The sequence below is a fragment of the Vreelandella sp. 162(4c) genome, from assembly GCF_058152265.1.
Window position 1 is genome coordinate 3,344,506 of sequence record NZ_CM176981.1, and the last position, 22,729, is coordinate 3,367,234.

Consider the following 22,729-nt stretch of genomic DNA (forward strand, 5'->3'; position numbering starts at 1 on the left):
ATAGGAGGCCTTTCGCGCAGCCGATATACCCCAATGGGGATATATTCCCGACACTGTTTTCCCCGCTAGCCTGTGAAGTCACCTCAACAACGGCTTCCTAATAAGCGAGGGTATGACGATGACTCAACAGCAGGCGAAAGGCTCTTACGACGCGCAAGACCTTTGGCAAAAAGATAAAAATCACTTTATCCATCCCTTTACCGACTTCAGTGTGTTCCACGAAAATGGCTGTGACTTAATTACCGACAGTGATGGTATCTATGTCGAAGATGCACACGGCAACCGCTTTATCGATGGGATTGCCGGCCTGTGGTGTGTCAATGTGGGCCACGGCCGTGCCGAAATTGGCCAGGCGATGGCCGAGCAAGCCACACGCATGGCCTACTTTTCCACTTTTAACAATCTCTCCAATGCCCCGGCCACCGAGCTGGCGGCCAAGCTCGCAGAGCTTGCGCCTGCCCACTTGAACCATGTGTTTTATAGCTGCGGCGGGTCAACGGCAAACGATGCCACCATCCGGCTTGTGCATTACTACTTCAATCGCTTGGGCAAGCCTTCGAAAAAGCGGATATTGTCGCGCACCAACGCCTACCACGGCACCACCTACATGGCGGCGAGCCTGACCGGTATCGCCAGCAATAACTGGCAGTTCGATACGCTTGATCTGGTGACCCATCTGAGCGAAGCCAACTGCTATCGCCGTCCAGAGGGGATGAGTGAGGCCGAGTATTGTGATCACTTGGCCGACGAACTCGAACAAACCATTGACCGGCTAGGAGCGGATAACATAGCGGCCTTTATTGCTGAGCCCATCATGGGCGCGGGGGGCGTGTTGATGGCACCACAGGGCTACCATTCCCGCGTGCAGGCCATATGCCGTGCCAACGATATTCTGTTTATTGCTGATGAAGTGGTGACGGGCTTTGGACGTTTAGGGCACTTCTTTGCCTCAGAAGCCGTGTTTGAAACCCAGCCTGATATTATCAATGTGGCGAAAGGGCTTTCGTCTGGGTATGCCCCATTAGGTGCAACGCTGATATCTGACGCCCTGTATGCGGTGCTAAGTACTCCTCAAGGCCCCGGCGGAGTATTGAGCACCGGCTTCACCTATTCTGGGCATCCCGTGAGCTGTGCTGCAGCGCTTAAAAATATCGAAATCATTGAGCGCGAAGGCATTTGTGAGAATGTTCGCGAAGTTGGCCCCTATCTTGAATCCAAGCTCAAAACGCTCGCCTCTCATGAAACGGTAGGTGATATACGTGGCAGTCATTTCATGATGGCGATTGAAAATGTGGCTAATAAAACAACCAAAGAATTACTCCCCGTTGACGCGCGCGTAGGTGACCGCGTGGCCGCTGAAGCACAGAAACGTGGTTTGATTATTCGGCCGGTTGGTCATCTCAATATCATCTCGCCGCCCCTGATCTGGACGCGTCAAGTAGTCGACGACGTCGTTGCTATTCTCGACGAAGCGTTTGCCGCCACCACGCGCTCACTTAAAGCGGATGGTTACCTATAAACACTGCTATTCGGGACGGGCGTTAGCGCCCGTCTTCAGTAGTGACCTACGACAACGATAAAGGGGAATAACCAATGGAAGAGTATGGAGTTTTAAGCCTTATACCCACGTTAGTGGTTTTAGTCATGGCGATTATTACCAAGCGCACGATTGAGTCCCTTCTGGCAGGAGCGCTGGTAGGCTTATTAATGTTTCAACCCCTCAATGTCATTACCCAAGGGTCGGATATACTGCTATCGGTATTGGGTAATGACACGGTGACGTGGATTATTCTGGTGTGCGGGCTATTTGGTAGCTTGATTGCCTTGCTGGTAAAAACCGGAGGGGTGTTAAGCTTTGGTGATGCCGTTACCCGACGCATCCATACCCGCCGACAAAGCTTGTTAGCTACCTGGGGGCTGGGACTAATAATTTTTGTCGATGACTATCTCAATGCGCTGACCATTAGCGCTTCCATGAAGAAAATCACTGATCGCTTTAACATATCCCGTGAGAAGTTGGCCTATATCGTTGACTCCACTGCAGCGCCGATCTGTATTCTCGTACCGTTTTCCACCTGGGCTGTGTTCTTTGCAGGTTTGCTGGAAGAGAACAATGTCGCTGGTAACGGCATGGAGCTGTACATCCAAGCCATACCGTTTATGTTTTACGCCTGGATAGCGGCGGCGCTGGTGCCCCTGGTGGCACTGGGCATTATCCCCAACCTTGGCCCGATGCGAGCAGCGGAGGCCCGCGCTGAAGCTGGCCAGCCGCAACCAGATGGCGCTGACGACAGCGCGCTGGAAATAGAAGATACAGGCAAAAAACGCCCTCATCTGCTCAATTTTCTGCTTCCCATTGCGACGCTGATTTTCTTCACTTGGTATTTTGAGATTGATGTGTTGCGCGGCGTGATTGTGGCGCTTGCAGTGACGCTAGTGCTTATCGCGGTGCAACGGCTATTAAGCTTTAACGATACGTTTGATACCGCGCTAGATGGTTTCAAAGCCATGATTATGCCACTCGGCACTCTGGTGGCTGGGTTTGTGCTTAAGGAGGTCAATGACCTGCTTGGCTTAACCAACTATGTGATCGAGAGCGTTCAGCCTTTAATGACCGCGGGTATGCTACCGTCGGTTGTCTTCGTCACCATGGCCTTTCTCGCTTTTGCGACCGCCTCCTTCTGGGGACTGTTTGCCGTGGCGATGCCTATCGTATTACCGCTTGCCAGTAGTATGGATGCGCATATGCCGCTCGTGGTGGGGGCTTTAATCTCCGCCAGTGCCTTTGGCAGCCACGCCTGCTTTTACGGTGATTCTACCGTTCTTTCTGCCCAAGGGGCGGGGTGTACGCCAATGGCCCATGCGTTAACGCAACTTCCCTATGTCTTAATAGCCGCTGCCGTGGCAACGGGCTTCTTTATAGTGGTGGGGAATATATGAAACACGCGCCGACCTTTCCTACAACGGCCACCGAACCTCTGGCGCGTGAGCTAACACCCAAAGCATTGGGCTTTTCAATGCCGGCGGAGTTTGCGCCTCATGCAGCCTGCTGGATGCTGTGGCCACAGCGCCCAGATACATGGCGCTACGGTGCGAAGCCCGCTCAGCAAGCCTTTGTGGATGTGGCTGTGGCGATTGCTGAGAGCGAGACGGTCTTCGTGGGTGTCAACGATGAGCAGTATGAAAATGCCCGTAATCAGTTGCCTGCGCATATTCGGGTGGTTGAGTTGTCCAGCAATGATGCTTGGATGCGCGATGTTGGCCCCACCTTCATTACCCATCCCGATGGGCGACTCGCCATGGTGGACTGGGAGTTCAATGCCTGGGGCGGGTTGAAGGAGGGGCTCTACTTCCCATGGGACAAAGACAAGCGGGTTCGTTGTAAAATCAGTGAGATGCTGGGTATTCAACGATTCGAGGCCCCGCTCGTATTAGAAGGAGGAGCCATTCATGTGGATGGTGAAGGTACGCTCATCACCACGGAAGAGTGCTTGCTGAATCCTAATCGTAATCCGGAGATGAGCCGCGCCACGATCGAACACTGGCTGCAGGAGTATTTAGGTGTCAGTCACATCATCTGGTTACCGCGTGGCTGTTATCTCGACGAGACCGATGGCCACGTTGACAACCTGTGCTGCTTTATTGCGCCAGGCCATGTTGCGCTAACGTGGTGTGAGGATGAGCAAGATCCCCAGGGCGCTATTTGCCGGGAAGCCTTGCGTGTGCTGGAAAACGCCACGGATGCTCAAGGCAGGCGGCTCACTATTCATAAACTGCCCCAGCCAGGCCCGCTCCATATTGCCGACGATGAAGCCAGTGGGATTGATCGCCTGAACAGCTCGCATCCCCGCTTACCTGGGGATCGCATGGCAGGCTCTTACGTCAACTTTTATATAAGTAACTCGGTCATTGTAATGCCCTTGCTGGATTCTCGTTACGATGAACAGGCCAAAGGCATTCTATCCCGGTTATTTCCCACGAAGAGGGTGATCGGCGTTACGGCAAGGGAAATACTGCTTGGTGGTGGGAACATTCACTGCATCACTCAGCAGCAACCACTCGTATAGCGTTTCGCAGGAAAACGCCCTGTTCAGTCACAAGCTGAACAGGGCGCGGGGGAAAGCTACATTTGGCTGTTACTGGATGCGGTCATAGCCGTTATCCATAAACGGATAATCGGTGTAGCCTTTCTCGTCGCCGCCGTAAAAGGTTTCGTGGTTGGGCTCGGTAAGCGGAGCGTCAACCCGGAAGCGCTCCGGCAAGTCGGGGTTGGCAATATAGGGGCGGCCAAAGGCCACGGCGTCGGCAGTGTTGTCGCCGATACGCGCTTCTGCATGCTCTGCATCGTAATTGCCGCAGTAGATCAGGCTGCCACTAAAGCGCTCACGCATCTGCTCACGGAAACCGGCAGGGAAGGTGATATCGCCACCGGCCCAGTTGGGTTCGTTCAGGTGCAGGTAGGCAAGGCCACGCTTGGAAAGCTGTTCGGCCATGTAGAACGCCATCGCTTCAGGTTCGTCGTCGGTCAAGCCAAACAGTTCGATAAACGGCGTCATGCGGATGCCCACTCGATCAGCGCCATAGACATCAATCACTGCATCGACCACTTCCAGCGGGAAGCGCGCACGATTTTCCAGCGAACCGCCGTACTGGTCGGTACGCTGATTGGTGCCGGTCGCCAGGAACTGGTTAAGCAGATAAGCGTTCGCCGCGTGTACTTCGACCATATCGAAACCAGCGCGCTTGGCGCGTTCGGCCGCTTGGCGATAGTCGGCAACAATGCCTGGGATCTCGTCGGTTTCCAGCGCACGTGGCGTGCTGGTGGGGTGCTGACCCGCGGTGCCATCTTCAAACTCTACGAAACACTGGGCGCCTTCGCCTTTCAAGGCACTCGGTGCTACCGGCTGTTGGCCGTCAGGTTGAACCATTTCGTGAGAAACTCGCCCAACGTGCCACAGTTGCAGAGCAATACGGCCACCTTTGGCGTGTACTGCGTCAACAACGCCTTTCCAGCCTGTTTCCTGCTCATCCGTCCAAATACCGGGTGTATACACGTAGCCACGGGCAGTGGGAGATATGTTGGTGGCTTCGCTGATGATCAGTCCCGCTCCTGCGCGCTGGCCATAGTAAGCTTCCTGAATTTCACCCGGTACGCTATCGGGTGTACGCGCGCGTGTCAGTGGCGCCATAACAACCCGGTTAGGAATCGATAGGCTACCCAGTTGGAGGGGAGTAAACAGTGTTTCGAAAGCCATCAATTAAGCTCCTTTTGAATGCTTCGATGAAATAGTACGCACAAGAATAGACCAGTTTACTAGTTAGTGCCAGCCAGATATTTTTAAACGTATTTATGCGCTAGATAACCTTTTATGTGGCATCCAAACTCGCGATCTCTCTGGTACTCTTGCTGCTTATTACCAAGGATGTTGTTGATAGCATGTTAAAAAACGCCCCTCAGCGCCGCCCTTATCAGGTGGCGGAAACCATTAAATGCTGGATCGTGGACAGGCACCTAAAGCCGGGTGACCGGCTACCTAGCGAGTCGGAACTGATGGAGACCCTGCAGGTGTCGAAAGGGACAGTGCGCGAGAGTACGCGAGTACTGGAAGCCCAGGGGTTGGTCGAAACTCGCACAGGGCCCGGAGGCGGCGCTTTTGTGCGTGAGATGAGCGAGGCCAAAGCGGTATCGCTATTAAGTAATTACCTGTTTTTCAAAGAGATATCAATCAAGGATATCTACCAGATACGCTTGGCGTTAGAGCCTGAACTAGCCGCTTCGTTAGCCGGTAAAGTGGCTGCCAGTGATATGGTGCGTTTACGTGAAAGCCTGCATAGTTACGCAGACCCTGCGGACGATAGTGAGACTGAGCGTCAGCAACATCTTGATTCGCTGCATTTCCACCTAATGCTCGCTGAACTGGCCGGTGGCAATCAACTGCTGACATTTATTATCCGCTTCACCATACAGGTGCTCTCAGATCTGACGATTTATCACCGTCTCTATGAGCCAGTTACCCACGATTTAGGGCAGACTGGCTGTCGTTATCATGCAGAAATTTTGGATGCCATTGAGCTTGGCGATGCCGAAAGCGCCTATAACATCATGCGCGAGCATATGCTTGATGCCCAACAAGTGATGAATCAGCAGGAGGCTCAGGTGCGCCGAGGCTTTTTACCTGAGCCACTAGCGTAACGGGCTGAGGGCGGAAAACGCTATGGACGTGGCAGCTGCTGTAAAAATGCCATGATCACTCGCGTCGCGACTTCGCCGTCTTCGGCGGTAATAGCTTCGTCTGGGTGGTGGCTAAGCCCATCTTTACAGCGTACAAACAGCATGCCGATATCGGTTAATGCCTGCATCGCTAAGCCATCATGCCCAGCGCCGCTAAACATTCGCTCTGCCGGTTGGCCAACCTGGGTGCACGCCTGTTCGAGGGCGGTCATCATCCAGTCTGCACAGGCCACCGCATCGGCGCTGTAAGTGTTTTCAATATTAATGGTTAATCCGCGGCGAGTGGCGACTTCCGTTAAGGCGGCTGTTACGACGTCTCGCCCTTGCTGGCGAATGCTCGCTTTGGGTGAGCGCAGCTCTATCGTGAACGTTACCTGAGCAGGTATAACGTTGACCGCATTGGGGTGGACATCGAGCCTGCCCACCACGCCGACCAACTCATCGGTATTCTGCAGTACGCTATCGATGGCAAGCACCATTTCCGCCGCGCCGACTAGCGCGTCATGACGTATGCCCATCGGTGTAGTGCCTGCGTGTCCGGCCTTGCCGCTTAGCGTGACTTGGTGGCGTTCAATGCCTGTTAAAGCCGTAACGATCCCCACGGCATGATCGCGCTGTTCCAGGATTGGCCCTTGTTCAATATGTACTTCTAAAAATCCCAAGGTGTTGGCAGGGTCGCGGGCGGTAGCGGGGATATCCTCAGGTGTGCAACCGAAGGCTATTAATGCCTCTCGCAGAGAGATTCCCTCGGCATCCTGGGCTTCCAGTTGGTCAGGTGTCACGCTCCCGGCCAGCGCTTTACTGCCGACCAGCGTGGTAGGGAAGCGAACGCCCTCTTCGTCGCCAAACGCGACCACTTCTATCCCGAATGGCAGCGTCACGCCTTCGCGTTTAAGTGCCTCCAAGGCCAATAGCGGTAGGGCCACGCCCAGCATGCCGTCGTATTTGCCGCCTTCTATCACTGAATCTTGATGAGATCCCATAATGAAGGTTTTCTCACCCGCTTGAGCCTTGGGGCAGCGACCCACAAGATTGCCTGCGGCATCCAGTTGGGGAGTAAGCCCCGCGTGTTCCATCCAGCGACTGATTAACGGCAGTACCTGACGATGCGCCTGGGAGCAGAACAGTCGCGTGACACCGGGGCCTGGCTCAGAGTATTGGGCAGCTTCGTCCAGGCGTTCAATCAATGCCGTTCCCAGTTCGCCTTGGTTAAAAGCAGTGTGAGCAACCGTGTTGATCATAAACTCTCCAATAGGTGCTGGCAGAGGGGCCAGCAAAAGAGTAGAAATGCTTTTAGCGCAGCGGCAGTTGACGCCAAAAGGCTTGAAAGTTCTCGGCCATAAACTCATCGACTAACGCCCGCAATGCGCCGACGACGTCCTCCGACCAGTCGATGCGCAAATCGATAGGCGCTTGATGAAAAGATTCGATACGCAGCGCGGCCGAGCGCGCACCGCGCTTATCGCCACCCGCTGATAGAGCAGCATCAAGAGCATCAATCAGATGCGTAAGCAGATGTTGGTCGTGATGAATAGGGAAGCGGGGCGACTCGTCGCGCTGAATGGCAGCGCTGCTATTAGTGGCGCTAAGGCGTAAAAATTGCTCTGCAAAAATCCTCACGACCTCGGTGCTCTGCAGCATATTCCCAGCGGCAGCGACGCTAGGGAAGCAGGTTTCAGCCACTTCAGGCATATTCTCTGCACCTGAATGTACTGATGTGCGGCCCTGAGAATCCATCACCAAGCATTGGCGGAACCCTGAGTCGCTGTCCTCGCTAACGGCGGCTCTAAGCGCCTGCCGGGCGCTGGCGCCCGCGGCAAGTGCTTCGTATATCCGAGCTGGGTACCACGGGTTGGTAAAGCGCCCTTGGGTGGCGCATGCCCCAATGCCTCGCCAACAGTGATGTACATAGCCTCCCACCGCCACTCCGCCTGTAGCGGTGATGGTAGCGACGGTGCCCGTGTCAGGATTGCAATGAACAAGTGAAAGCGTCATCGCGGTTTCCTATGTTGTTCAGTAACCCACGAGATGGCCAATCACCAACCCTACCCAGGCTAATACATACACCAACGCCATAAAGGGCATAATCGCCTTCAACCACTGGGCGTATGAGACGCGCCCCAACGCCAGCATGGCGAGTGTGCCGCCAGACGTGGGAACAATCAGGTTCGTTAAGCCGTCACCGACTTGGAATGCAGTGATCATCAGTTGACGGCTCATACCCACAAGATCCGCCACTGGAATCAGAATGGGCATTGTCACCAGTGCCTGACCAGAACCGGAAGGGATAAAGAGGTTGATAATACCCTGCACCACACTGGCCATAATCGCGGAAAATATTGACGGAATGCCGTCGATCATAGCGCTCAGCGAGTTAACGATGGTGTCAATAATCACTGCTTGCTCAAGGATGACCTGAATAGAGGCTGCCACCCCGATCACCAGCGCGCCTGCGGTCACGCTGGCTGCGCCCTCCATCATCTGTTTAACAATGCCGTTCGCCGATAGGCCGTTTAAGGCGCCAATGATGATCGCCAGCAGCAGGAACGTGCCTGCAATTTCATTGATATACCAACCGCGAGTGAACACGCCAATGAGCATAGCGACTAGTCCACCCACAAACACGACCATCGTAAGAATGTTGCGTTTGGTGAGAGAGTATTCGCTAAGCGGCTTGCTCAGTGCTTCCGCGTTATCCGGCTCTTCAAACTCCATTTTGACGACGCGTTTGCAGATATACAGCGAGAGCAGTGCAAGTGACGAAAGCACCAGCAACGTACGTAGCCAAGCGCCAGAGAAGGTCGGCAGTTCCGCGATCCCTTGAGCAACCCCCACGGTATAGGGATTGATGGGCGAGAGCGCAAAACCAATCCCAATACCACCAACGGCCATAGCGGTACCCACCAAACTGGAGCAGCCAATGGCGCTGGCGATGAGAACCGCAATGGGGACTAATGCAATGTTGTTTTCAAACCCGACGGCGACACCAAAAAAGCCGTAGATAAAGGTACCGACGACAATAATCACGTTACGCCGCTCAACGCCAACACGATTAACCGCTACGCCGATCGCGTTCTCTAACGCGCCGGTCTTTTGCAGAATATGAAACAGACCACCGGCGATAAAGACGATAAATAAATACTGCGAGGCGGAGATAAGCCCTTCAGGAATCGCCACAAAAATATTGAAGAGTGGGATGTTGGCAACGTCTTCCAAGTAGGCAAAAGAGCCCGGCACCACCACCGTTCGGCCATCTTGGGTAACACGTTCAAACTCACCAGCGGGGATAATGAAGGTCAGAAAATAGGTAGCAACCAGAATAATAAAGATTAGCACCATGGGGTCGGGAACCGCCTGATACCACTTTTTACGCGAGCCAGAGGCTGCCGCGGTTTGTTGTTCAGCCATGAGGATACCCTGTCTTGTGATGTGTCTCAGCGTTGACGCTCGTTGGCGCCTCACCTTGAATTTATCATGATAAATAGCAGGGTCAAGCAAGGCTGAATTTTCAAACGCCAGGAACGCGCCGATTAGACCGATTTGGAGGCCTTAATCGCACGCTTGTTTGTGGAAAAGGGAATTAACGTCGTTGCCAAGGCCAGCGCCGTTTGGCAGGAGTGTCGATCTGCTGGAGCGCACTAGAGAGTGGCAACATAATGGCACCCAGTTGGCGATAGCAGATCGCGCTGCTGAGCACCCCTGGGCACTGTTTGAGTAGCAGCTCGCACTGTTGCGAGGCGATATAGAGCTGTTCGGTGACGGCTGGGGCAAACAGCGGCTTGGACTGTTGGCAGCAGCGAGTGAGCTCCCGCGACAGCATGGAAAGCATGCTGGTATCCATCCAGCAGGGCAGCGGGTCTTCCAGGCGGCCGGCAATAGAATGCTGCACCGCTTCAAAAGAAGTGCGCAAAAATATGACCGTTTGGCGAAGTTGCCGCTGCTCGCTAGTCATTCCACTGCTCCCTCACGCTGGTTGCTTCCTGTGGGCATAATGTGGGCATAGACCCGACCATCTACTATTTGAAGTAAAGAGAGTGTTTCTCATTTGCATCTTTATTGACGATAGCGCTACTCCATCGACCTGTCAATGCTATGGCTATAAGGCGCAGTAGCTTATGAGCCCGCCTCAAACAGCTGCCAGTCGTTATTGGTCAGTGGTTTTGCTCCATTTTCAGTCACCACCACGGTGTCGCTTATGCCAACGCCCCACTGGCCGGGCACCCGCAGGCAGAGTGGCAGGTGAAACACCATGTTGGTTTCAAAAGTGCGGGCCTGCCCTTTGGCGATAAAGCCGGTGCCCTCCACCCAGCTAGGCGGAAACTGAGCGCCCACGGCATAGCCAAAGACACCGGAGAAAAAATACTGGTCACGCTGGGGAGCGAGTAGGGCATCAGCCGCCTGGGCCGCGGCATCAAAGGTATTGCCTGGACGCATGGCGTCGCAGAGCGCTTCAAACAGTGAGCGGCAAAGATCCCGAGTGGCGGAGAGAGCCGGGTTTGGAGCACCCGTCACGGCAGTGCGCATCATGGGTGCCGTATAGCGTTGATAGGCGGCGCCGAACTCTAGGAAAACCGGCTCGTTAGGCTGTATGACACGCCGCTTATGATTAACGTGAATCACCCCAATTCGGTGCCCGCTAGTCACAATTGGCTGGAGGCTCATAAACTCGCTGCCGTTTTCAAGCAGCGCTTTGGCGCCCACGGCGGCAATATCGTTATCGGTCATGCCGGGGCGAATACTCTGTATCGCGGTCTCTAACCCGAGAGCGGTGATTCGTGCGCTCTCTTGCAGCATTTCAAGCTCGGCGGGGCTTTTTACGATCCTAATCGCATCGACCACTGTGCCTGCTTCGCTAAAACGCTCACGGCTAATAGTCTGCATCAGCGCATCGATCACTCCAAAACGCAGCCCGCTGCTCCAGCCATCAATACCAATTTTCGAGCAAGGAGAAAGCAGGTCTGCCAACGGTGTGATGATTTCATCCAGGTTTTCCCAGCGGTAGCCGATGATCTCATCAACCCGCGCGGTGACCACTGCCGCACCGGTTTCAATTGAGGCGACTTGCAGCACTAGCCGCGCTTGGGTGCAAACCAAGCAGGCATGCACCGAGACTTCAAAAGTGTGATAGCCGGTGAGGTAATTGATATCGGCGGGGTCGGTAAGCAGTAGCGCGTCTAATCCATGCTCTGCCATACCCTTGCGCACCTTCTCCAGGCGCACCTGGTATTCGGCAGCGGGAAAAGGCAGCTCACTTTGGGCGAGCGTTTCCGCAAGGGCTGTGCGGTAGTGGTGGTAATCCATAGCGACCTCCATTAATAGGTAAGGTCAGTATAGGCACCTGCTTTAAGCTCGCTTTTATCTGCCTCAACGCTAGCGGGTGAGCAGGAAAGTCTCCTGCGAAAAGTAGAAAACGGCGCAACCGGTTAGCTTGAAAGCTCGCCTTCATAAGGGCTGTATATAAGGGGCGGTATATAAACGTGAGGTAACTTTTTCTAGTGTAATGGTCGTGCCTTTTTTATGAGTGAGTGTTGCTATTTTAATAACATTTTTTGAAGGGGAAAAAAGTGTTTTTCCTCTACAGTCCCTTTATATGCTGATGCTTGCGCATTGTTGCAGCGATCTATATGATCAGATTGGTTAAAATAATCAACAAAAGGAAGGTGGTAAATGCAACCTCAAGCTTCTTCTGGTCATGTGGCTTCCTACTATGCGGCATCGTCAAACTCCACATCACACAGGCCCACATTGGAGAGGGATGTGGAGTGTGATGTCTGTGTCGTAGGGGCTGGGTTTACGGGTATCTCAGCAGCGCTGCATTTGGCGGAACGCGGTCACCGAGTGGTGGTGCTGGAAAGTGTGGCGATAGGCTTCGGAGCTTCCGGTCGCAATGGTGGGCAGATCGTTAATAGCTATAGCCGTGATATGGATGTTATCGAAAAACAGAACGGCGCTGAAACCGCCCGAGCGCTGGGGGCTATGGCATTCGAGGGTAACCAAATTATCCGTCAGCGCATTGAAAAGTATCAGATCAACTGCGACCTAAAAGAGGGCAACCTTTTTGCCGCCTGTAATAAGAAACAGTGGGAAGGCTTAAAGGATCAAAAAAGCTTATGGGAACGCTATGGTCATCAGGAGCTTGAGCTGCTGGAAGGCGAAGAGGTCAAGCGAGAGATAGGCAGCGAACGCTATGTGGGCGCCTTGGTGGATCACTCTGGTGGGCATTTGCATCCCCTCAATCTGGTGCTGGGGCAGGCGGCGGCGCTGGAGTCGTTGGGTGGAAAGATTTTTGAACATTCCCCCGTGACAAACGTGGAACACGGCGAACCGGTAATACTGCATACCCCCAAGGGCCGAGTGACCGCTCAGCGGGTGGTCATGGCTGGCAATGCCTATTTGCAAGGGTTGCTACCCAAGCTGGAAAGCAAAGCGATGCCTTGCGGCACCCAGATCATTACCACTGAGCCGCTGTCTGCAGAGTTGGCCGCACGATTACTGCCTAACGATAAAGCGGTCGAGGATTGTAATTACCTCTTGGATTACTATCGCTTAACCGCCGATAACCGTTTGCTGTATGGCGGAGGCGTGAACTATGGCGGGCAAGAGCCCACCAGTATCGAGGCGGCTATTCGGCCAAAAATGCTATCTACCTTCCCAGAGCTTGACGATGTTCGCGTCGATTACGCCTGGAGCGGAAACTTCTTGCTAACACTCAACCGCCTGCCGCAATTTGGCCGCATTAATAGCAACGTTTACTACGCGCAGGGGTATTCTGGCCATGGGGTAACGTGCTCCCATCTGGCTGGCAAGTTAGTGGCAGAAACGATTAGTGGTGAAGAAGCGCGTTTTGAAGCCTTTGCGCAGATTTCCCACCTGCCCATGCCCGGTGGGCGTCTGTTACGTGTGCCGCTTTCCGCGATGGGAGCATGGTTCTACGCCATGCGTGACCGGTTGGCGGTTTAGGGCCTGTTGATCAGTTTGATGATGGTTTGAAAGTGGGCTGGCGGATATGTTCGTCAGCCCGTTTTTATTTGCCGCGGATGCTCACGGATAACACGGAATAAAAAGCTAATAGAAGGGCAGGATAGGAGGGTAAAGCTGGCAAAAATAACAAGAGAGGCGGCGAGCGCCTCTCTCTGTTCTATCAGCGGTCTAACAACTCATACGTGGCGCAGGTACCAGTCGTACTCCATGGCGCTGACTTCACGCATGGTGTCGGCGCGCTCTGCTTGGCGGTTGGCAATGAATACGTTAATGAAGTCTTCGCCAAGTTGTTCAGCGAGTACGCGGCTGTTGCCCAGCAAGTGCAGCGCATGAGCCCAGCTGTTAGTTAACTGAGGTGCAATTTGCTCATAGGCGTTGCCGATGATGGGTTCGGTAGGTGCAATCTGCTGGTTTAGGCCATGGTGGATGGATGCCAGCACGGTGGCCAGTAAAAGGTAGGGATTTACGTCGGCACCCGCTACACGATGCTCTATTCGTCGGGCTTCTTTTGGGCCAGCGGGAACGCGTATTGCCACGGAGCGGTTGTCGTAACCCCAGGTAGGTGCCATGGGCACATAGAGCCCTTCCTGAAAACGGCGGAAAGAATTGAGATTGGGAGCCAACAGTGCCATGGAGTCTGGCATCAGTTCCAACAGCCCTCCTACAGCGTGTTGCAGTGCTGTGCTCTCCAGCGGGTCGTCGCCGTTTTCGGCAAAGACATTATGCCCGTTGCTATCTACCAGACTGACGTGAACATGGGTGCCGCTACCGGCTTCTAGACCGTAAGGCTTGGCCATAAAGGTAGCCTCAAAGCCATGCTTTAAGGCAACGCCCTTGATCAGTCGCTTGAGCAGCACCGAGTGGTCGCAGGCATTTAACGCATCATCCGTATGAATCAGGTTGGCTTCAAACTGACCTGGTGCGCACTCTTTCAATACCGTATCCAACGGCAACCCCTGCGCCTGGGCGGCACACTGCAAGTCATTGATAAATCCAGCGTACTCGTCTAGCTCCAGCATCGAATAAAGCTGGCTTTGAGTAGCCCGCTCGCCGCTGGAAGGGGATTGAGGTGGCTGAATCAAGTTTCCTTCGTCGCGTAAACGATCGACCAGATAAAACTCTAGTTCAAGGGCGACGACGGGGGTTAAGCCACGGTTGGAGAACTGCTCGAGAATACGCCGCAGTATTTGGCGAGGATCGGCAAAAAACGGCGAGCCATCCATTTCCTCCATGGTCATCAATAGCTGGCCATACTGGTTGTTATCCATCCAGGTGACCGGGTTGAGTGTGCCGGGAATGGCGCGACATACGCGGTCACCGTCACCGCTGGAAAGCCCAAGCCCGGTCTCTTCCACGGTGTTGCCATTGATGTCCAACGCAAATACTGAAGCCGGCAGATAAATGCCTTTTTCAAACACTTTGGCGAGGTTGTCGCAAGGAATACGCTTCCCTCGGATGACACCGTTAAGGTCGCTGATCAACAGGTCAATAGTGGTGATGTCTGGGTGCCGGTCGAGAAAGTCCGAAGCTACGTTTTGAGCGTCTGTGTCATTGGCAGAGGACATACGTTGTACCTTATTTTTATGCCGTGTTAGTTGTGTTTCTGCTAACAGTATCCTTGCGGTGTCGATCGTTTCTGTCAATTATTTAATAACAAAAATCGTATAAATATTTATGCTCCGTGATGTATTTATTTATTTATTGTATTTTTATCAGTTGTTTAGCGTATTTTTTGGCAAAAAAGTCATTTTGCGCTTGGAAAATAAAACGAGCCACGCTATGTTGAGGTGAGTGTTGAATAAAACATAACAACCGACAAAGTGTATTGACTATGCAAGCAACGCATTCTTCGCGCCCCCTGGTGGGTGTTATCGCCTGCTGCCGAGAGGTGGAAGGTCATCCAGCTCAGATAGTGACCGATAAATTCCTACAGGCGCTCTACCACTACGACGTCACGCCGGTGATTCTTCCTGTGTTAGCCGCCGATATGTTAACGCCTGATCAGCGTGCCGAGCAGGCCATCGCTCTGTTGGGCAGCCTGGATGGCTTGATGCTAACCGGCAGTTACACCAACGTCGCTCCTAATCGCTATGGTGCCGAGCGCGCCCCAGAGAATACCCGCGATGACGCACGGCGCGATGAAGCGGCGCTTTGCTGGGTGCATGAGGCGTTACGTCAGGCGTTGCCTTTATTTGGCATTTGTCGAGGCTTTCAGGAAATGAACGTCGCCCTGGGGGGCACGCTTCACCAAGCCGTACAAACGCTACCAGGCATGCTCGATCATCGTGAGCCGCCCGCTGATGACATGGCGGGTCATTATGCACCCTCCCATACGGTAAAAATTCGCGCTAATGGTGCCCTGGCGGCGCTCTATCGCGGCGAGCATGCTGAGGTGAATTCACTGCACCAGCAGGGGATTGATCAGCTTGCGTCGGGGCTGGAAGCAGAAGCCTGGGCACCTGATGGGTTAGTCGAAGCGGTCTCCGTGCGCGGCGCCGCCGCGTTCGCACTAGCTGTTCAGTGGCATCCGGAGTGGCGCCCTAAAGAACACCCTTTCTATGATGCACTCTTTCAGGGCTTTGCGACGGCCTGCCGTCAGCATCGCACCCAACGCGCCGCCCAGCTTGCTGCCGGCTGAACGCTTGTTGCAACGATTTGAGCAGGAACTGACCTATGCAGACCCAGGATTACCAGGCGTTGGATCGCCAACATCACCTTCATCCATTCACCGACTTTAAATCGCTCGGCGCAGAGGGTAGCCGCATCATCACTCATGCCGATGGGGTATACATTTACGACAGCCAGGGCAATCGTATTCTTGATGCTATGGCGGGACTTTGGTGCGTCAATCTCGGTTACGGGCGTCAGGAGTTGGTTGAGGCAGCCACCGAGCAGATGCAGCAGCTGCCGTATTACAACAACTTCTTTAAAACCACCCACCCACCGGCAGTGAAGCTGGCCGCCAAGCTAAGTGAGTTGGCTCCCGAGCATATCAATCATGTGTTCTTCACTGGATCCGGTTCCGAAGCCAACGATACCGTGCTGCGCATGGTGCGCCGCTATTGGGCAATCAAAGGCAAGCCGGAAAAGCAATGGATCATCTCGCGTGACAATGGTTATCACGGCTCTACCGTTGCAGGCATGAGCCTTGGCGGCATGGCGCCGATGCACGATCAAGGCGGCCCTTGTGTGCCGGGCATTACCCATATTGGCCAGCCTTACTGGTTTGGCGAAGGGCGCGACATGAGTCAGGAGGCCTTCGGCAAGCAGTGTGCCCAAGCGCTAGAAGAGCAAATCCTGTTATTGGGTGAAGACAACGTAGCCGCCTTTATTGCCGAACCGGTGCAGGGCGCAGGCGGTGCAATTATTCCACCGGACAGCTATTGGCCTGCGGTGAAAGAGGTGTTGGCTAAGTACGATATTTTGCTGATTGCCGACGAAGTCATTTGCGGCTTCGGGCGTTTAGGCGAGTGGTTTGGCAGTACTCACTATGGGCTAACACCTGACCTGATGCCGATTGCCAAGGGGTTGTCGTCGGGCTATCTGCCCATTGGCGCGGTGCTGGTGGGAGACCGCGTGGCCGATACATTGATTGCAGAAGGCGGTGAGTTTTTCCACGGCTTTACTTACTCCGGCCACCCGGTCTGTGCGGCTGTTGCGCTTAAAAACCTTGAGCTGCTGGAAAGTGAGCAGGTGGTCGACAACGTTCGCAATGACCTGGGCCCTTATCTGGCGAAACGTTGGCAGGAGTTGGCGGAACATCCGTTAGTTGGTGAAGCTCGCTCGCTAGGCCTGATTGGGGCACTTGAGCTGGTTGCTGACAAGACGACCGGTGTGCGCTTCGATAAATCCCTTTCCGTAGGCAATCTGTGCCGTGATTTGTGTTTCGAAAGCGGGCTAGTGATGCGCTCAGTGGGCGACACCATGGTGATGTCCCCGCCGCTCATCATCACGCACAGTGAAATTGATGAACTGGTGAGCAAAGCGCGTTTGGCACTGGACAAAACAGCCGAAAAGCTGGCGATAACACACCCCATGGAGAGTGCATAATGGCGGCAGATAACACGAAAACCCTAGCCGACTGGCAAGCAAAAGCAGCGTCACTGAGCTTTGAAACGCGCGCTTTTATCAATGGCGAGTTTGTGGCTGCCGCAGATGGCAGCACACTGACCAGTATCAACCCTGCCTCCAGAAATGTTCTTGCTGAAGTGGCCAGCTGCGATGCACAAGATGCTGAGCGCGCGACGCAAGCGGCCCGTGCAACCTTTGAAAGCGGTGTCTGGTCACGTTGCCACCCGTGTAAGCGCAAGCGAGTGCTGCTGCGCCTCGCGGATTTGGTAGAGACGCACCGCGATGAGTTGGCGTTACTCGATACGCTCGATATGGGTAAGCCGATTTCCAGCTCGCTAGGGGATTTGGCAGGCACTGTAGCGTGCTTACGCTATCAGGCGGAATGTATCGACAAGCTTTATGGCGAAGTGGCACCCACTGGAGATCGTGCGCTAGGGTTGGTGCTACGCGAGCCAATGGGGGTCGTGGCGGCTATTGTGCCATGGAATTTTCCACTGATGATGACGTCCTGGAAGATTGCCCCGGCACTGGCCGCGGGCAACAGCGTGATTCTCAAACCGTCGGAAAAATCGCCTTTGTCGGCGCTGCGCTTGGCGCATCTTGCCCAGGAAGCCGGTATTCCTGACGGCGTATTTCAGGTTTTACCCGGTTACGGCCATACGGTGGGCAAAGCTCTGGCGCTCTCCATGCAGGTAGATTGTCTGGCGTTTACCGGCTCCACGGCTGTGGGTAAACAGCTCATGCAGTACGCTGGACAATCCAACCTGAAACGCGTGTTTCTAGAGTGCGGTGGCAAAAGCCCTAATATCGTTTTCGCTGACTGCCAATATCTCGATGCCGTCGCCCAAAGCGCTGCGGAAGCTATTTTCCACAACCAAGGCGAAGTCTGTATTGCCGGTTCGCGACTGTTGGTGGAAAACAGTATTCGCAAGGATTTTGTGGCCCGCGTGGTGAAAGCTGCTGAGCACATGCAGCCAGGAGACCCGCTCGACCCGGATAGCTTTATGGGCGCCATGGTCGATGAAGCGCAGTACCAACGGGTACTTGATTATATTCGCCAGGGCGAGAGCGAAGGCGCCACGCTGAAGCTAAGGGGCGAAGCCAGCGATTCCAATGGGTATTTCCTGGCGCCGACGGTTTTCGATGATGTTACTCCCGATATGCGCATTGGCCGCGAAGAAATCTTTGGCCCAGTACTGAGTGTGTTCGGTTTCGACAGCGAAGAGCAAGCGATTGCACTTGCGAATGATAGTGACTTTGGACTCGCTGCTGGTGTTTGGAGCCAGGATATTGACCGCATTATGCGGGTCTCGCGGCGTCTGCAATCCGGCCAGGTATATGTGAATAACTGGGCGGGTATCGATCAGACAGTGCCTTTCGGCGGCGTGAAGCAGTCGGGCAATGGGCGCGATAAATCGCTTCACGCGCAGGAGAAATACTGCGAAGTGAAGACGGTGTGGATGTCGCTAAGCGTTTGAACCATCGAAGTTCGTAACGAGCTTCGCCTGGGTACTTCACTCTTTATTGATTCGATTCAATAGCGCTAGGTGTCACGGCAAATGCCGTGCCCCCTCGCCGAGGGGGCCTTGTGCCTGAAAAACCAATAAAAACAAGCATAACAATGATCGGAGTCGCCATCACTGCAATGATTTCCTAACGGAAATACGACGACCAATAATCAAACATTAAGTGAGAACATTATGTCGACTGACCACACTGCTAAGGAAGACCAAGAAACTCCCCGCCCAAGTTTAAAAGCGACCATGATACCGATTGTGTTTATGGCGGCATCATTGGGCGTATTTATTGGTTACTTCGAGACGGATCCGCACTTGCCACTTTTTTTGAGTGCGATTGTAGCGACGATAGTGGCTATTGCGACGGGTAGCCGCTGGAAGCATCTCGAAGCGGGTATTTTACGTTCCATAGGCCTGACCACACAGGCGATTGTGATTCTAATCATTATCGGCACCATTATTGGCTACTGGATTGCCGGTGGGATTGTGCCCACCATGATCTATTACGGGCTGAGCATTTTGGCACCAGACTACTTTTTGGTTGCGGCGTGCTTGATCTGCTGTTTGGTATCGTTGGCTGGTGGTAACGCCTGGACGGCGGCAGGCACTATTGGTATCGCCCTGATGGGCGTCGGTGAAGGGCTAGGCCTTAATCCGGCGATGGTAGCAGGTGCTGTGATCTCTGGGGTTTATTTTGGCGACAAGATTTCTCCGCTTTCCGAAACTACCAACATGGCGCCAGGTGTGGTCAGTGTCGACCTGTTTGAACACATTCGCTATATGCTCTACACCACGGTTCCGGCGCTCGCGGTGGCGCTAGTGCTTTACACCATTATTGGCCTGAACATGACGCCTTCAGGTGATGGTGCGGCACAAGTAGCCGAGTTGCAGCAGAGTCTAGATGAACTGTTTATGATCAGTCCCTGGCTGCTGCTGGTGCCTGCGGCAGTTATCGTGATGATGGTCAAGAAGGTGCCGGCCATTCCTGCCCTTTCTGTTGGTTCGCTGATGGGTATTGTTTGCGCGATTGTGGTTCAGGGCGTACCTCTAGGTGATAGCTTTACTATTTTTGTGGAAGGCTACGCGGTAGACACTGGAAACGCCACGGTGGACGACCTGCTGACCAACGGCGGTGTTAGCGCCATGATGTGGACTGTTTCGCTGATCATTATCGCGATGAGCTTTGGCGGGATTCTTGAGTCGGCGGGGTTCTTTCGTACCATCGTGGAAAGTCTGCTCAAACTGGCCAAGACCACTGGCAGCCTGATTGCTACTACAGTGGCGACATCGATGGCCGCTAACGTAGTGGGTTGCGATCAGTATCTAAGTATTATTCTTCCTGCCCGCATGTATGCCAGCGAGTACAAGCGTCGCTCGCTGAAACTGAAAAACCTGTCTCGCACGGTAGAAGATGCTGGCACCATGACGTCGCCTCTGGTGCCTTGGAATACCTGTGGTGCCTTTATGTTTGCCACGCTGGGCGTCAGTGCTTTCAGTTACGCGCCTTATGCCTTTCTAGCGCTGCTTAGTCCGTTATTTGCCATTCTTTACGGCTTTACCGGCTTCCGAATTGCTTACGAAGACGAGCCGCAAGAGGCTGAAGTGGTCGTGGGATTGGCTGATGCTCGAAGTACTTGAGCTGACCACGACGATGCACACCGACTAAGCGAATTATCTTTTGTAGAAAGCGATCATTTAATTAAGTTTTTGCCCCACAGCCGTGGGGTTTTTTTTGCGCTATTATGTGCCCGTCAATAGACCAACAACGTAATTTACTTATTGATAGGGAGTGAAAAAAAGCATGTCGGATGACGTGGGTGCGAGCTTGCGCTCCTTGCGCAAGCAGCGAGGGATTTCACAACGTGAACTAGCAAAGTTGTGTGGGGTTACCCACTCAAGTCTTTCGCTAATAGAGCAAGGAAAAGTTAGCCCATCCGTCAGTTCCCTGAAGAAAATCCTAAACGCCTTCTCTATGAGCGTCGGTGATTTTTTTACGATGGATCTGGATAGTCAGGAGCAGGTGTTCTATTCGGCGGATGATTTGGTTGATATTGCCTCTGGTGATATTTCCTTCAAGCTTGTCGGGGCAAATCGTCCTAACCGTGCTTTGGCTTTTATGGTTGAGCGATACTTACCGGGTGCTGATACTGGGCAAGCCATGATTACTCACTATGGTGAAGAGGCTGGTGTTGTCGTGGAAGGTGAGATTGAAATCATTGTTGGAAGTAATACGAGGCGCTTAGGGCCAGGTGAATCATACTATTTCAAGACAAGCACTCCGCACCGTTTCAGAAACATTGGCGATGTTCCCTGCAAAATAATTAGCTGTGCTACGCCAGGTAAGGCGTTCTGATATTACTGGTTTGTATTGTGCGGCAATTGTCGCAGTAAAGATGTCGTGCAAATCGTTTGGGCACGGCCTCAACGCTAGCGGGTGAGCAGGAAGATCCCCTGAAAAAAGTAGAAGACCCCAATACCGGTCACGATCCAGCGCGTCCAGGTGCGGAAGTTGGCATCGGTGAGACGGTGTAAAATGCGGTTGCCGGTATGGGTGCCAAAGATTGCAAACGGCGCCGCTAGCAGCACAAGGCCCCATTCGCCGGTACTAAGCGCCATGGCGGCGCCGAGATAGAAGATGATTTTAATGCTGTGCGCCACTACCTGAATCATTGCCTTGGTCGCCACGACTTGGCGACGATCCATGCGTGAGCGCACAAAGAATATATCGATTAGCGGCCCGGAAACCCCTGCGGCTATCGTCAAACCACCAGAGGCGATGCCGCAGCACAGTGCGTGGCTGGCGCGGTTGGCATCCAGGTGAAACCAGCGCTTGGGCAGCCATACCAAAATCGGCATTAGGCCAATCAAAATAGAGACGCTGGCGGCATTGGGGCTGTAGTTGAACAGCAGAAGCAGGCCCGCGGCGCTTAGTACACCCAGCGTCATAAAAGCGACGATAGGCCAGACAATATAGCGTCGCGATAGCCATGCTCGCGACCCATTCGCGGTGAGCTGTATAACGCCGTGCACCGCCATCGCCGTGCCCGCGGGAAAGATCAGCAGCAGAAACCATAGCAGTACCAATCCGCCCGCCATACCAAACACCCCGGAGAGCATCGAGGTAAAAAACACCACGCTAACCAGGGCAGCACCCATCCATAGTGACATCGTCAGCTTCCTTAACTACGACAGAATGGCCAGATCTGGTAAAACTTGCGGCATTGAAACTCCGCTTCGCAAGCATTGAGCTGGGCTTGGTAACGGTTAGCGCGAGCAGCTACTTGTCTCCCCGCACTCAATACCTGTGGTTTGCCGCGGTAAGAACCCCGCTGGTAGCCCCCCGCGCCTTCGTGATAGGCGTAGTAGAGGTGCTCGGGATTACTGAGCGATATGCCCGCCTGCTGCTGGGAACGACGGTTGTACCAGCCAATAAAGTCCGTGGCGTGTTTCATATGAGTACGCCGGGCAAACAGGCTGCCCGCTTGATCCTCATACTCCCCCCAAACGGGGTCTTGGGCCTGGGCGTAGCCTTTGGCAGAAGAGGGCCGGGGGCCGGGGATAAAGCCTAGATAGTACTTGCGATCCGGGCGGATATGGCTACGAAACGAAGACTCCTGCTGAATAAACGCCATCTGGGTGGCGATCGGTGTGCCCCACTTCTCCTCTGATTCCTGGGCGTAGTCGTACCAACTGGGCTGCTCGCGGAAGATCTCGCAGATATTGCTTTGATCCTGAGGCGGGTTGGGCGCAAAGGTGGCGCAGCCCGAGAGCAGGAGCACAAGACTTAGTGATGCCCAGAGGCGAAGCCTAGCGAAAGCAGCCGAAGAGGCGACGATGAAATTATCAACAGGGTGACGCATAAAAGTCCTTGTGTGTAAACCGTTCAAAGCTTGTGGATAAGGTGTTGAGAAACACTTCCTTCCTTACC

The 22,729-nt window shown here is 53.9% G+C and carries 19 protein-coding genes; 10 read left to right on the plus strand and 9 right to left on the minus strand.

The window, feature by feature from the left end; all coding sequences use genetic code 11:
* Positions 1-112 precede the first annotated feature (112 nt).
* From AC4EYZ_RS15385 to aguA, 3 genes are all read left to right on the plus strand, one after another.
* Positions 113-1,519 (plus strand): aminotransferase, encoded by a 1,407-nt coding sequence (locus AC4EYZ_RS15385; RefSeq protein WP_223828091.1) that lies wholly within the window; start codon positions 113-115, stop codon positions 1,517-1,519.
* Positions 1,520-1,593: 74 nt separating this feature from the next.
* Positions 1,594-2,940: a Na+/H+ antiporter NhaC family protein gene (locus AC4EYZ_RS15390; protein WP_027957093.1), complete on the plus strand. Its 1,347-nt coding sequence runs from the start codon at positions 1,594-1,596 to the stop codon at positions 2,938-2,940.
* Positions 2,937-4,067 (plus strand): agmatine deiminase, encoded by a 1,131-nt coding sequence (gene aguA, locus AC4EYZ_RS15395; RefSeq protein WP_474192427.1) that lies wholly within the window; start codon positions 2,937-2,939, stop codon positions 4,065-4,067. Before AC4EYZ_RS15390 ends, aguA begins: the two co-directional genes overlap by 4 nt.
* A 69-nt stretch (positions 4,068-4,136) precedes the next feature.
* Here the strand turns inward: aguA and AC4EYZ_RS15400 are convergent, their stop codons facing one another.
* Complete coding sequence (locus AC4EYZ_RS15400) at positions 4,137-5,255, minus strand: alkene reductase (protein ID WP_474192426.1); 1,119 nt, start codon at positions 5,253-5,255, stop codon at positions 4,137-4,139.
* Positions 5,256-5,437: 182 nt separating this feature from the next.
* Between AC4EYZ_RS15400 and AC4EYZ_RS15405 the strand changes: the two genes are divergently transcribed.
* Complete coding sequence (locus tag AC4EYZ_RS15405) at positions 5,438-6,193, plus strand: FadR/GntR family transcriptional regulator (RefSeq protein WP_027957091.1); 756 nt, start codon at positions 5,438-5,440, stop codon at positions 6,191-6,193.
* Positions 6,194-6,213: 20 nt separating this feature from the next.
* Here the strand turns inward: AC4EYZ_RS15405 and AC4EYZ_RS15410 are convergent, their stop codons facing one another.
* From AC4EYZ_RS15410 to AC4EYZ_RS15430, 5 genes are all read right to left on the minus strand, one after another.
* Positions 6,214-7,473 (minus strand): allantoate amidohydrolase, encoded by a 1,260-nt coding sequence (locus AC4EYZ_RS15410; protein ID WP_083868645.1) that lies wholly within the window; start codon positions 7,471-7,473, stop codon positions 6,214-6,216.
* Between the two features lie 52 nt (positions 7,474-7,525).
* The gene (locus AC4EYZ_RS15415) at positions 7,526-8,227 is read right to left on the minus strand and encodes a DUF1028 domain-containing protein (RefSeq protein ID WP_027957089.1); all 702 of its coding nucleotides are present in this window, start codon (positions 8,225-8,227) and stop codon (positions 7,526-7,528) included.
* A gap of 18 nt (positions 8,228-8,245) precedes the next feature.
* Positions 8,246-9,640, minus strand: a complete 1,395-nt coding sequence (locus AC4EYZ_RS15420; protein WP_022521668.1) for a YfcC family protein — start codon at positions 9,638-9,640, stop codon at positions 8,246-8,248.
* Positions 9,641-9,812: 172 nt separating this feature from the next.
* Positions 9,813-10,184 carry a hypothetical protein gene (locus AC4EYZ_RS15425; protein ID WP_027957087.1) on the minus strand — a complete coding sequence of 124 codons (372 nt, stop codon included), beginning with the start codon at positions 10,182-10,184 and terminating at the stop codon, positions 9,813-9,815.
* A 161-nt stretch (positions 10,185-10,345) separates the two neighbouring features.
* Complete coding sequence (locus tag AC4EYZ_RS15430; RefSeq protein WP_027957086.1) at positions 10,346-11,533, minus strand: M24 family metallopeptidase; 1,188 nt, start codon at positions 11,531-11,533, stop codon at positions 10,346-10,348.
* Between the two features lie 366 nt (positions 11,534-11,899).
* On the opposite strand from AC4EYZ_RS15430, the gene AC4EYZ_RS15435 reads away from it, so the two are divergent.
* The gene (locus tag AC4EYZ_RS15435) at positions 11,900-13,192 is read left to right on the plus strand and encodes an NAD(P)/FAD-dependent oxidoreductase (RefSeq protein WP_009285941.1); all 1,293 of its coding nucleotides are present in this window, start codon (positions 11,900-11,902) and stop codon (positions 13,190-13,192) included.
* A gap of 197 nt (positions 13,193-13,389) precedes the next feature.
* Here the strand turns inward: AC4EYZ_RS15435 and AC4EYZ_RS15440 are convergent, their stop codons facing one another.
* Positions 13,390-14,778: a glutamine synthetase family protein gene (locus AC4EYZ_RS15440; RefSeq protein ID WP_027957085.1), complete on the minus strand. Its 1,389-nt coding sequence runs from the start codon at positions 14,776-14,778 to the stop codon at positions 13,390-13,392.
* Positions 14,779-15,044: 266 nt separating this feature from the next.
* Here AC4EYZ_RS15440 and AC4EYZ_RS15445 point away from each other — a divergent pair, with 266 nt between their 5' ends.
* The 5 genes from AC4EYZ_RS15445 (at position 15,045) to AC4EYZ_RS15465 (ending at position 21,154) form a co-directional block, all read left to right on the plus strand.
* Positions 15,045-15,851 (plus strand): gamma-glutamyl-gamma-aminobutyrate hydrolase family protein, encoded by an 807-nt coding sequence (locus tag AC4EYZ_RS15445; RefSeq protein ID WP_035538738.1) that lies wholly within the window; start codon positions 15,045-15,047, stop codon positions 15,849-15,851.
* Positions 15,852-15,886: 35 nt separating this feature from the next.
* The gene (locus AC4EYZ_RS15450) at positions 15,887-17,263 is read left to right on the plus strand and encodes an aspartate aminotransferase family protein (protein WP_027957084.1); all 1,377 of its coding nucleotides are present in this window, start codon (positions 15,887-15,889) and stop codon (positions 17,261-17,263) included.
* On the plus strand, positions 17,263-18,762 hold the full coding sequence (locus AC4EYZ_RS15455; RefSeq protein WP_027957083.1) for an aldehyde dehydrogenase: 1,500 nt from the start codon (positions 17,263-17,265) through the stop codon (positions 18,760-18,762). The genes AC4EYZ_RS15450 and AC4EYZ_RS15455 overlap by 1 nt, the downstream gene beginning before the upstream one ends.
* A 222-nt stretch (positions 18,763-18,984) precedes the next feature.
* Positions 18,985-20,439, plus strand: a complete 1,455-nt coding sequence (gene nhaC, locus AC4EYZ_RS15460) for a Na+/H+ antiporter NhaC (protein ID WP_027957082.1) — start codon at positions 18,985-18,987, stop codon at positions 20,437-20,439.
* Between the two features lie 163 nt (positions 20,440-20,602).
* Positions 20,603-21,154 carry a cupin domain-containing protein gene (locus tag AC4EYZ_RS15465; protein WP_027957081.1) on the plus strand — a complete coding sequence of 184 codons (552 nt, stop codon included), beginning with the start codon at positions 20,603-20,605 and terminating at the stop codon, positions 21,152-21,154.
* A gap of 74 nt (positions 21,155-21,228) precedes the next feature.
* Here the strand turns inward: AC4EYZ_RS15465 and AC4EYZ_RS15470 are convergent, their stop codons facing one another.
* The gene (locus AC4EYZ_RS15470) at positions 21,229-21,969 is read right to left on the minus strand and encodes a sulfite exporter TauE/SafE family protein (RefSeq protein WP_027957080.1); all 741 of its coding nucleotides are present in this window, start codon (positions 21,967-21,969) and stop codon (positions 21,229-21,231) included.
* An 11-nt stretch (positions 21,970-21,980) separates the two neighbouring features.
* On the minus strand, positions 21,981-22,661 hold the full coding sequence (locus AC4EYZ_RS15475) for a transglycosylase SLT domain-containing protein (protein WP_027957079.1): 681 nt from the start codon (positions 22,659-22,661) through the stop codon (positions 21,981-21,983).
* Positions 22,662-22,729: the final 68 nt, after the last annotated feature.